The organism is Pseudomonas putida, from assembly GCF_022627325.1.
GTDB lineage: Bacteria > Pseudomonadota > Gammaproteobacteria > Pseudomonadales > Pseudomonadaceae > Aquipseudomonas > Aquipseudomonas putida_X.
Genome location: NZ_JAETZZ010000002.1, coordinates 155,392 through 163,733, shown reverse-complemented (window position 1 = coordinate 163,733; position 8,342 = coordinate 155,392). Strand labels below are relative to the sequence as shown.

General features: G+C 62.9%; 8 protein-coding genes. 4 read left to right on the top strand and 4 right to left on the bottom strand.

Annotation, left to right across the window (positions count from 1 at the left end; translation table 11 throughout):
* Positions 1 to 234: 234 nt before the first annotated feature.
* Entirely contained in the window at positions 235 to 2,322 is a 2,088-nt protein-coding gene (locus JNA92_RS04660; protein WP_241803558.1) for a putative bifunctional diguanylate cyclase/phosphodiesterase, read from the top strand.
* Here JNA92_RS04660 and JNA92_RS04655 read toward each other — a convergent pair.
* Positions 2,319 to 2,579, bottom strand: coding sequence for a DUF1652 domain-containing protein (locus tag JNA92_RS04655; RefSeq protein WP_241803557.1), 261 nt, complete (start codon positions 2,577 to 2,579; stop codon positions 2,319 to 2,321). The two genes, JNA92_RS04660 and JNA92_RS04655, sit on opposite strands and share 4 nt — an antisense overlap.
* A 290-nt stretch (positions 2,580 to 2,869) precedes the next feature.
* On the opposite strand from JNA92_RS04655, the gene JNA92_RS04650 reads away from it, so the two are divergent.
* The gene (locus JNA92_RS04650; RefSeq protein ID WP_241803556.1) at positions 2,870 to 4,099 is read left to right on the top strand and encodes a pyridoxal phosphate-dependent aminotransferase; all 1,230 of its coding nucleotides are present in this window, start codon (positions 2,870 to 2,872) and stop codon (positions 4,097 to 4,099) included.
* Here JNA92_RS04650 and JNA92_RS04645 read toward each other — a convergent pair.
* Positions 4,025 to 4,672 carry a DUF1345 domain-containing protein gene (locus JNA92_RS04645; protein ID WP_241803555.1) on the bottom strand — a complete coding sequence of 216 codons (648 nt, stop codon included), beginning with the start codon at positions 4,670 to 4,672 and terminating at the stop codon, positions 4,025 to 4,027. The two genes, JNA92_RS04650 and JNA92_RS04645, sit on opposite strands and share 75 nt — an antisense overlap.
* Before the next feature lie 161 nt (positions 4,673 to 4,833).
* Here JNA92_RS04645 and JNA92_RS04640 point away from each other — a divergent pair, with 161 nt between their 5' ends.
* Complete coding sequence (locus JNA92_RS04640; protein WP_241803554.1) at positions 4,834 to 5,748, top strand: site-specific integrase; 915 nt, start codon at positions 4,834 to 4,836, stop codon at positions 5,746 to 5,748.
* A 95-nt stretch (positions 5,749 to 5,843) separates the two neighbouring features.
* Here JNA92_RS04640 and JNA92_RS04635 read toward each other — a convergent pair whose 3' ends face one another.
* Positions 5,844 to 7,034: a type II secretion system F family protein gene (locus tag JNA92_RS04635; RefSeq protein ID WP_241803553.1), complete on the bottom strand. Its 1,191-nt coding sequence runs from the start codon at positions 7,032 to 7,034 to the stop codon at positions 5,844 to 5,846.
* An 11-nt stretch (positions 7,035 to 7,045) separates the two neighbouring features.
* On the bottom strand, positions 7,046 to 7,471 hold the full coding sequence (gene gspG / locus JNA92_RS04630) for a type II secretion system major pseudopilin GspG (protein ID WP_039603405.1): 426 nt from the start codon (positions 7,469 to 7,471) through the stop codon (positions 7,046 to 7,048).
* A gap of 191 nt (positions 7,472 to 7,662) precedes the next feature.
* Between gspG and JNA92_RS04625 the strand changes: the two genes are divergently transcribed.
* Complete coding sequence (locus tag JNA92_RS04625; protein WP_241803552.1) at positions 7,663 to 8,256, top strand: lytic transglycosylase domain-containing protein; 594 nt, start codon at positions 7,663 to 7,665, stop codon at positions 8,254 to 8,256.
* The last annotated feature ends 86 nt before the right edge of the window (positions 8,257 to 8,342 follow it).

The following is an 8,342-nucleotide window of genomic DNA, read 5'->3' as shown; positions in this document are numbered from 1 at the left end:
AGGCCTGTGCCACGCCTCTGGTCTGTTTTTATGTGCGCCGTGTGGAGGGTGGAAAGCCGACAGGTGGCATTTTAATGTCATTCGCTGATCCAGGCGCTCTATGGCAGGCCTAACGGCCTGTTCGGGTAATTTTTGGATCCATTTTCGTGTCTAGAAATCCCGTGCGTTTCGCCAAAGCTTGAGTACAATCGTCAGCTTTTTCGGGCCCCCCTTGTCCCGCCGCTGGAACTCTCAATGCTGACCGGTAGTTACTCTTCTTCGCTGGTGCTGATCTCACTGTGCGTGGCCATCTTGGCCTCCTATACCGCCCTGGACCTTACCGGCCGCATCGCTACCGCTCGAGGCAGGGCGGTGCTCATCTGGATGGGCGGTGGGGCGTTGGCGATGGGGATCGGCGTCTGGTCGATGCACTTCATCGGCATGCTCGCCTTCAGCCTGCCGATCGATCTGGGCTATGACGTTGGCCTGACAGCATTCTCATTGTTGATCGCCGTGCTCTCCTCGGGGTTTGCCTTGTGGCTGGTGAGCCAACCGAGCCTGCCGTGGCTGCAACTGGCGTTTGGCGCGCTTATTATGGGCGCCGGCATCAGTTGCATGCATTACACCGGCATGGCAGCGCTGCGTATGTTACCCGGCATCGACTACGATCCGACGCTGTTCGGCGCCTCCCTGGCGATCGCTGTGGGCGCATCGGCGGCAGCACTGTGGATCGCTTTCCGGCTGCGCCAGCATACCCCTTACGTGCGCCAGATCCGAGGGCTGGCGGCTGTGCTGATGGGCATTGCCATCGTTGGCATGCATTACACCGGCATGGCCGCAGCCAACTTCCAGAACGGCAGTTTCTGCGGCGCCCTGGCAGACGGGTTGCAAGGGGATGGACTGGTCTATCTGGTGCTCATCACTACCTTGGCGGTGCTCGCAGTGGCGTTGCTGACCTCGGTACTCGATGCGCGCCTGGAGGCACGCACAGCAGAGCTTGCGCGGTCGCTGACCCTCGCCAACCAGGAACTGACCCAGCTGGCGCTGCATGACACGCTGACTGGCCTGCCCAACCGCACGCTGCTTTCCGACCGTATCGAGCAGGCGATCGGCAAGGTGGCGGAGCAGGGCGGTTGCTTTGCGCTCATGTTCATCGACCTGGACGGCTTCAAGCCGGTCAATGATGCATTTGGTCATCATGTGGGCGACCTGCTGCTCAAGGCAGTGGCCGCACGCTTGCGCGGCCACTTGCACAGCCAGGATACGCTGGCACGCATTGGCGGCGATGAATTCGTGCTGCTGGTGGCACTGCAGGAGCCTGCAGATGCCATGGATGTGGCAGTCAAACAGGTGAACCTGATATCACGGGCGTTCCGCGTGGCCGAGCATGACTTGCAATTGACGGCGAGCGTGGGCATTGCCCTGTATCCGGGTAATGGCCAAGACCAGCTGGAGTTGCTGCGCAATGCGGATGCTGCCATGTATCACGCCAAGAGCGCCGGCAAGAATGGCTACAGCTTCTTCGACATTTCCATGAACAGCAATGCCCGCCAGCAGTTGCAACTGCTGCAGGACCTGCGCATGGCTTTGGAGCAACGCCAGTTCCGCCTGCACTACCAGCCTAAGTTCGCTGCGCGGGCTTGCCAGGCGATCGGCGCAGAGGCCCTGTTGCGCTGGCAGCACCCGCAGCACGGTCTGTTGCTGCCGGATCGTTTCATTGGCCTGGCGGAAAAAACCGGCCTGATCATCCCGATTGGCGAATGGGTACTGGACGAGGCGTGCCGCCAGATGCGCCAATGGCTTGACCAAGGGCATGAAAACTGGCGCATGGCGGTCAACCTGTCCGCGATCCAGTTTTGTCATGCCGGCCTGGTTGACAGCGTTGCCCGCGCCCTGCGCGACAATGATCTGCCAGCCAACAGCCTGACCCTCGAGATCACCGAAACCACTGCCATGCATGATGCCGATGCCAGCCTGGCGGTGCTGCAGCGGCTGTCCGACATGGGGGTGGACCTGTCCATCGACGACTTTGGTACCGGCTACTCGAGCCTGATGTACCTCAAACGCTTACCCGCCAACGAGCTGAAGATTGACCGCGGCTTTGTCCGCGACCTTGAGCAGGATAGCGACGACGCAGCCATTGTCTCGGCCATCGTGGCGTTGGGCCAGGCGCTGGGCTTGCGCATCGTTGCCGAAGGGGTGGAAACCGGCGGCCAGCAGGATTTCCTGACGCGCCTGGGCTGTGATTCGCTGCAGGGTTACCTGCTGGGGCAGCCGGTGCCGGCCGAGCAGTTCATGGGGACATTGCAGGTATTGCAGCAAACGCCGGAGGCGGTCGCCTAGCCGGCGTCACGCAGGGCGAAAACCGGTACGAAGGCATCCATTTCAGCTTCTACAGCCTCAATGATGCGTTCGACGTCGGCTGCCGCCATGATCGCCGTGCAGGGGATGCCGGCGATCGCCAGCAACGTTTCGCCCGTGGCACGGTCGAACAGGCGCGCGATCATGCTGCGTGGCGCATCCATGGTGGCCTCGAAGCCCAGAGGGTGGAAGTGCCAGCGCATCACCTGGCAGGCGTTGGGGAACGTCATCTTGTTCATGCCAGCCTCCTTGCCCTTCTGGGCGGGTGATGGGGGAGCCGCGCGCGGCCGCCGGGAAACTAAAGATAGCACCCCACGGCCCGTTGTTCTGCCGAAAGTGCGCCAAATGCACTCACCCTTGACCCTCGTCACAAACAGCGGGTGTTCGCCGTTTGGCGGCAAATAGCCAAGCAAACGTTTTCGTTGGCAGGCGGTGTCAGAGGTGGCTAAGGGTTCTGCTACTTTTAACTCCATTCGGCGCACTTCGTTTTCGGACGAGCGGTGCGAGCTGGGCAGACAAGGAGACAGTCATGCGCTATTCCAGGCTCACTCAACGCATCGCCGGTGAAACCGCTGCTGCCTGGGACATCCACTATCAGGCGCAGGCCCTGCGTCGCGAAGGGCGCGAGATTTTCCTGCTGTCGGTGGGCGATCCTGACTTCGACACGCCGAAGGCCATCGTGGACGCTGCGGTCAGCAGCTTGCGCCGCGGCGACACTCACTACAGCGATGTGCGTGGCAGCCTGGCCCTGCGCCAGGCGATTGCCCGCCGCACCGGCCCTGAGGTCAGTGTCGAGCAAGTGATGGTGCTCGCTGGTGCGCAATGTGCCCTGTATGCCGTCTGCCAATGCCTGTTCGGGCCAGGGGACGAGGTGATCGTCGCTGAGCCCATGTATGTCACCTACCACGGTGTATTCGGCGCTTGCGGGGCTCGGCCGGTGCAGGTGGCCGTAAGCCCGGAGCAGGGCTTTCGGCTCGACCCACGCGCCGTGGCGCAAGCGATAACCCCGCGTACCCGCGGGCTGCTACTGAACACCCCGCACAATCCGACCGGGTGCGCCATCTCCCCGCAGGACATGCTGCAGCTTGCGCAGCTTTGTCGCGACCATGATCTGTGGCTGGTGTGCGATCAGGTCTACAGTGGCCTGCTGTACGACGGCGAAGCGGTCGCCCCTGCGCAACTGCCCGGCATGCGCGAGCGCTGCGTGATCATTGACAGCGTGTCCAAGTCGCACGCGATGAGCGGCTGGCGCGTGGGATGGGTGGTCGGCCCCCCGGCGCTGACCACCCACCTGACCAACCTGGCCATGACCCTGTTGTTTGGCTTGCCAGAGTTTGTCATGCAGGGAGCTTGCGTGGCGTTGGAGCATGACTTGCTCGCGGTACAACAGATGCGCAAGGCCTACCGCGAGCGGCGCGACCTGGTGTGCAAGGCCTTGGCCGATTGCCCTGGGGTGCGTGCCCACCGGCCAGCGGGGGGCATGTTCGTGATGCTTGATATCCGCGAAACCGGGCTGAGTGCCCAGGCCTTCGCCCAGCGGCTTTTGATAGAGGAGGGCGTTTCACTGCTGCCGGGCGATGCTTTCGGGCCCAGCGCGGCGGGGCATGTGCGCATGGGGCTGGTGCTGGCGGCCGAGCAACTGCACATGGTGTGTGGCCGGATCGGCGCTTGCGCCCGGCGCATACTAGCCGAGCAGGCCGGCAGCGATATTGATGGTAAAGCCGAGGATTGCCGTGTTGAACACGAAGCCTACCAGTGAATGTGCCAGCACCACCCTGCGCATACCCCGGCTGGCTACGCCGATGTCGGAGGTTTGTACGGCGACGCTGATGGTGAACGAGAAGTAGTGGAAGTCCCAGTAGTCGGGGTTGCGTTCACCGTCGGCGAAACGCAACGCGGGTGCCTGCGGCGCGCTGTTGTAGAACAGCCGGGCATAGTGCAGCGTGAAGATACACCCGATAAGCAGCCAGGAGCCCGCCACGGTCAACCCGGTGTAGAGGTAGTGCAGGGCTTGGTCACTGCCCTGCAGACCGCGGCTTGAGACCAGTTGCAGGGTGACCGCCGCAAGGCTGGCGATGGCGGCAATGCACACGGTGAACAGCACCACCCCTGCGTTTTCGTCCTCGACCTGAGCCACCTCGCGAACCTTCTCGGGCGTTGCTCGCCAGGTCAGCCAAAGCACCAGCAGCAAATAAAGCCAGACCCCCAGGTTCCAGCCAGCGAGGATGCGTTGCACGATGTCGTTGGCAGGAATCAGCCACGCACCAAGGATGCCGATCAGCGCAGCGAAGCTCAGGCGGGGGTGGGTACGGGTCAGTCGGTGCAGTGCCATGGTGCCTCATCGACAGGGAGTCATGGCTACCACGATAGTCCATGGGATACCATTTCAGCTCATGCCAGTGTCCAAGCCCCTGAACTTCAAGGAAATGACGCAGGCCGCTTTACGCCTGGAGCGCTCGATGGCGCTCCGGGCTTCGCTACAGGATTCAAGTTTTGTCCGACCTCTCGCAAAATCCACTCTTGCAGTACCTTGCCCGGTTGGCGCCTTCCAGCCAGCAAACCATGCGCTACATCCTGCAGGACGCTGCTGACCGGCTGGGCTTCGCTGACTGCAACCTCGTCGATATACCCTGGCACAAGCTTGAGCCAGGGCACGTGATCGGCCTGGTCGCAGCGCTGCGCACCGATGGCTATGCGCCCAATAGTTCGTCGCTTTATGTCAATGCAATACGTGGCGTGATGAATGAAGCCTGGCGCCAGGGCCTGATCGATCATGAGCAGTTGCTGCGCATCCGTGAGGTCAAGCCGGCCACCGGTAGCCGCCTGCCGCCGGGGCGCAACCTTCGCCGTAGCCTGATCCGGGAGCTGATGGAGGTGTGCGACGCCGACCCGCGCCCGCAGGGCGTTCGTGATGCGGCGATCATTGCACTGCTGTATGGCACCGGCATGCGCAAGTCGGAGTCGGTGGATATCGACCTGGAACAAGTGGACTTCGAGGCACGCAGTCTGCAGGTGTTGGGCAAAGGCAACCGGCAACTGATCAAGTATGCGCCGCCCTGGGCCTTCGCAAAATTGCAGGCCTGGCTTGAACTGCGCCGGCAGTCGCTGCCAGCGGGCGCGTCGGACGATCCCTTCCTGTTCAATCGCATCCGCCGTGGCAACCACATTACCCGCGCGCGCATCACCAAGCATGCGATCTACTACATTGCCCGTCAGCGCGGGGCGCAGGTGGGGGTGAAGATCATGCCGCATGATTTTCGCCGGGCGTTCATCACCCGGGTGATCGAAGAGCACGACCTGTCGATTGCGCAGAAGCTGGCGCATCACGCCAACATCCAGACCACTGCCAGCTATGACCGGCGTGATGACAACGAGCGGCGGCGGGCGGTGGACCGGTTCGACTATTGAGCGCCCGGGCCACCCCATCAGGCCCGCACCGTGCCAGAGGGCACCGGCCTTGCCCTCGCGCGTCGGCAAGCCGGTGTCGTGGCAGGCGGTGCCGGCTAGTGGATGCTCGACGCCAGCTCGAAGATTGGCATGTACATCAGAATAACGATCACCCCGATAAGCAACCCGATGAAGGTCATCAGCAGCGGTTCGAACAGCTTCACGAACCACTCCACCCAGCGGCCTATCTCCTGGTCATGGAAATCTGCGCAGCGTTCAAGCATCTCGCCCAGATTGCCGGATTGCTCGCCCGCTCGCAGCAGGCGTAGCGACACAGGCGTGACCAACTGCCCGGCTTCCAGCGCTTGCGACAACGGCAGCCCTTCACCCACCCCGCAGCAGGCCCGCTCCAAACCTTGCGCTGCAGCGCTGCCCAACAGCCCACGGGCCATGCCCATGGCCGTCAGGATGGGTATGCCGCCTTGCAGCAGAATGCCCAGCGAGCGATAGAAGCGCGCCAATTCATACATCATCAGGCGCTGATGCAGGGCTGGCATTCGCCGAACCTGGCGTGACGTCCAACGCCGCAGCAGGGGGTTATTGCGCAGCAGCACCAGCGCGCCGATGCCACTTGCTGTGGCCAGGGCCAGGGGCAGTTGCTGAGCATGCAGGAACAGGCCGATCTGCATCAGCATGCGCGAGAGCCAGGGCAGTTCGCTGCCCATGCCCTCGAACACCAGGCTGAAGCGTGGCACCACATAGCCGAGCAGGAACAGCACCACGCCACCGCCCACCAGTAGCAGCAGCAGCGGGTAGACCGAAGCCCCAACCAGTTTTTGCCGGACCAGATCCAGGCGCTGCCGGTATCCGATATAACGGTGCAGGGCGTCACCCAGCGCCCCGGTGCGCTCGCTGGACTGGACCAACGCCACGTACAACGGCGGGAATACCCGCGGCTGCTGGCCCAGAGCCTGGGACAGCGAGCGGCCTTCGTACAGCTGGCCCACCAGCGCCGCCAGCACTTTACGGCTTGCCGCGGTGGGGGCTTTTTCCGCAAGGCTTTCCAGGGCATCGATCAAGGGCAGGCCGGCATGTAGCAGCGTGGTCAGCTCCTGACTGAAGAGTAACAGGTCGAATGCGGCCTGGCGGCGCCATGGCAGGCGCCCCAGTACGCTACCCTGGCTGCGCACGCTGACCACCCGCAGCCCCTGGTCTTGCACCTTGCGCCGAGCCTGTTCGGCATCCTCGGCATCGATGTCCAATTGAACCACGCCCTCTCTACCCAGGGCCTTCAGGCTATAGCGCATGGCCTTGCTCCTCATTGCCAACTGGTAATTTCGGCGTTTTCACCGTCGCCACCGGGCTGGCCATCCTTGCCCATGGACAGCAAGTCATACTCGCCGCCGTTTTCGCCTGGCTGGCGGTAGATGTAGGCACGGCCCCACGGGTCCTGTGGGATCGCTTTCTGCAGGTAAGGGCCTGACCAGCGGGCCTCGCCACTGGGGGCGGCAACCAGCGCCTGCAGGCCTTGCTCACTGTTGGGGTAGTGGCCGACTTCCAGGCGATACAGGTCCAGGGCCTTGCCCAGCCCTTCGATCTGCGCCCGTGCCACCTTGGCCTCGGAACGGCCCAACTGGCTGAAGTATTTGGGCGCGACGATACCGGCCAACAAGCCGAGCACCACCAGCACTACCAGCAGTTCGAGCAGGGTGAAGCCACATTGGCGATTGGGTTTGCGCTGCATGGTGAAGCCCTCCTGCATGGGGACATGCCTTTTCAGGTTTTCATGCGCCATGCAACAGCCGTGCACGTCTGCCTCGGGGCCTTGCGCCATGCGCCGTGGCAAGCGGCACATTGCTTGCGTCGTAGCAGAAAAGCCCGGGTTTTCCGGGGTATTTCCCCCATATCGGGGGGCACGGCGGGGAGGCGACCGACATGCGTGGGATTATCCTGGGACTGATCTGGCTGGCAGGGGCCAGCGCACAGGCTGATGTGTACATTGCCATCGATGGCAAGGGCGGTTACGTGCTGACCAACGTCCACCGGCCCGGGCGCAACTATGAACGGGTGATTCGCGAACCGGTTGCTCAGGCTGGCCCGGCCAATGCGCAATTGATCACCGGGCGCCCCTACGCTGACTTGGTGGCGGCGGCGGCGCGCATGCACAACGTTCCACAGGCATTGCTGCATGCGTTGATCAAGGCCGAGTCTGGGTACAACCCAAAGGCCCGCTCGGCGGCCGGGGCAGTAGGGCTCATGCAGTTGATGCCGGGTACGGCGAAGGAAATGGGGGTTGAGGATGTGCTTGACCCGGAGGACAACGTGCAGGGTGGGGCCCGCTACCTCAAACGCATGCTGAACCTGTTCGACAACGACATCACCCTGGCCGTCGCCGCCTACAATGCTGGCCCGGATGCTGTGCGCAGACGTGGAGCGGTGCCGCCCTTCGCCGAAACCCGGCGGTATGTGCCCAATGTGCTGCGCGAATACCGCAAGTTACAGGGGCTGGCAGTGGATTCGCCGTTGTGATGGGCACCCCCTGGCAGGCAGCCTTGCATCGGCCTTGCGAAAATCAATGTCATGGATTCCCCAACTCTGGGCTATAACCTTTCAAA